Annotated in this window: 2 protein-coding genes; one reads left to right on the top strand and one right to left on the bottom strand. The window is 62.5% G+C overall.

The genetic code is table 11. From position 1 onward, the window contains the following. The coding region (locus EOA24_RS36950; RefSeq protein ID WP_133374850.1) for an MFS transporter at window positions 1-910 on the top strand (910 nt) is incomplete at its 5' end. Between the two features lie 46 nt (window positions 911-956). Here EOA24_RS36950 and EOA24_RS36945 read toward each other — a convergent pair. Then, window positions 957-1,529, bottom strand: a complete 573-nt coding sequence (locus tag EOA24_RS36945; RefSeq protein ID WP_126082936.1) for an NADPH-dependent FMN reductase — start codon at window positions 1,527-1,529, stop codon at window positions 957-959. Window positions 1,530-1,728 lie beyond the last annotated feature (199 nt).

Raw genomic sequence — 1,728 nt, 5'->3', positions numbered from 1 at the left:
CTTCCAGGCGAGCTTTTGGCTGTTTGCCTTCGGCCTTTGCGTGATCGGCGTCGGCGGCGCCTTCGTGCAGCAGTTTCGCTTCGCGGCCGCCGACAACGCGCCGCCGCAATTCAAGGCGCGCGCCATCTCCTTTGTGCTAGCGGGCGGCATCGTCACCGCCATCCTTGGACCGCAGATCGTCATTTACACCCGCGAACTGCTGGCCCCAGTTATGTTCGCGGGATCCTTCGCTTCGATCCTGCCGCTTGCGGCGGTTGGCGCGCTTATCCTGTCGTTCCTGCGTGTGTCTTCAACGACCAACACCGTCACCGAAACCGCTGCAAGCGATGGCCGGCCGCTGGCTGAAATCGTCACCCAGCCGCGTTTCGTCGCAGCACTTTTCTGCACCGTCGGCAGCTACGCGCTGATGAGCTTCGTCATGACCGGCGCGCCGCTCGCCATGGTCGGCTGCGGCCTGTCGGAAGACGATGCGACGCTGGGCATTTCCTGGCACGTCATGGCCATGTTCGGGCCGAGCTTCTTCACCGGCTCGCTGATCCATCGCTTCGGCGCCGAACGCATCCTGGCCACTGGCCTCGTGCTCCTGATCGGCTGCGCCACGGTGGCGCTTTCCGGACTGCATCTGTGGCAATTCTGGACCGCGCTGATCCTGCTCGGGCTTGGCTGGAACTTCGGCTTCATCGGCGCAACGGCCATGGTCGCGGCCAGCTACCGCCCCTCCGAGAAAAGCAAGGTGCAGGGTTTCCACGACTTCGTCCTGTTCGGCTCCGTCGCCTTCTCCTCGCTCATGTCAGGCGCGATCTACAACGCATGGGGCTGGACGATGCTCAACTGGGTCGTCTTCCCGGTCGTCGCGCTTTGCTTTGTCGCGCTCGGCACGTTGAGGATGGTAGGCTCCCGCGAACGCTGAGGAAGGTGCCGAGGCCGTTCCGGCGACAAGTCCGAAACGGCCGGCGTCATGCATCAGGCGGGAGCACCTGCAGCACCCGCGCTATGAACATGTGGAACTCGTCCATGTAATTGCGCAGGAATGTTTCGGTTGACGCCACAGTCACCTCGCCGTCGTCGGTGATCAATCCCGGGGTAAACTGGATATAGGCTTCGGGAGAGTTCATCTGGGGTGCGTTGCAGAAGCTGAGCACGCTGCGCAGGCTCTGCTGGGCGACGGCTGTCGCGATCGCGCCTGGCGAGGTTCCGATGACGGCAGTCGGTTTGCGGGCGAAAGAGTTCTTGCCGTAGGGCCTGCTCGCCCAGTCGATTGCGTTCTTCAGGCCGCCGGGGATCGAGCGGTTGTATTCCGGCGTGACGAAAAGCACTGCCTGGACGGACGCGATGGCCTTCTTGAACTCCAGGGCGACCGGCGGAAAGTCGGCATCATAGTCGTAGCTGTAGAGCGGCAGGTCCTTGAAGGGGATTTCCGTCATCTCAAGTTCGGGCGGCGCCAGTTTCACGAGGGCCTTCGCAAGCTTGCGGTTGATGGAGCCCTTGGCAAGGCTGCCGATGAGGTAGCCGACTTTATGCTTGGCCATGACCCACTCCCTGTTTTGGCCGCCGACCCGCCTTTCCCTAATATCCCCCAGAACAGGGCAGGCCGCCAGCCGACCTTAGGTCGGCATAGCCATGGCGGGGTGCGGCCGTGCCTTCGTCTGGCCGAACAAAATTATTGCGTGTATTCCCCTAGTTATGAAACCGTATGCCCCGACCGGCCGTTGAAGCTGTGCTCATATG

The organism is Mesorhizobium sp. M2A.F.Ca.ET.039.01.1.1 (assembly GCF_003998035.1).
In the GTDB taxonomy this organism is placed as follows: Bacteria; Pseudomonadota; Alphaproteobacteria; order Rhizobiales; family Rhizobiaceae; genus Mesorhizobium.
Note: the sequence above shows the minus strand (reverse complement) of the source record. Positions and strands in the feature narration are given on the sequence as shown.

Bases quoted from the DNA above. Each gene is read 5' to 3' on its own strand.
- EOA24_RS36945 (WP_126082936.1), bottom strand. From the start codon at position 1,529: ATGGCCAAGCATAAAGTCGGCTACCTCATCGGCAGCCTTGCCAAGGGC.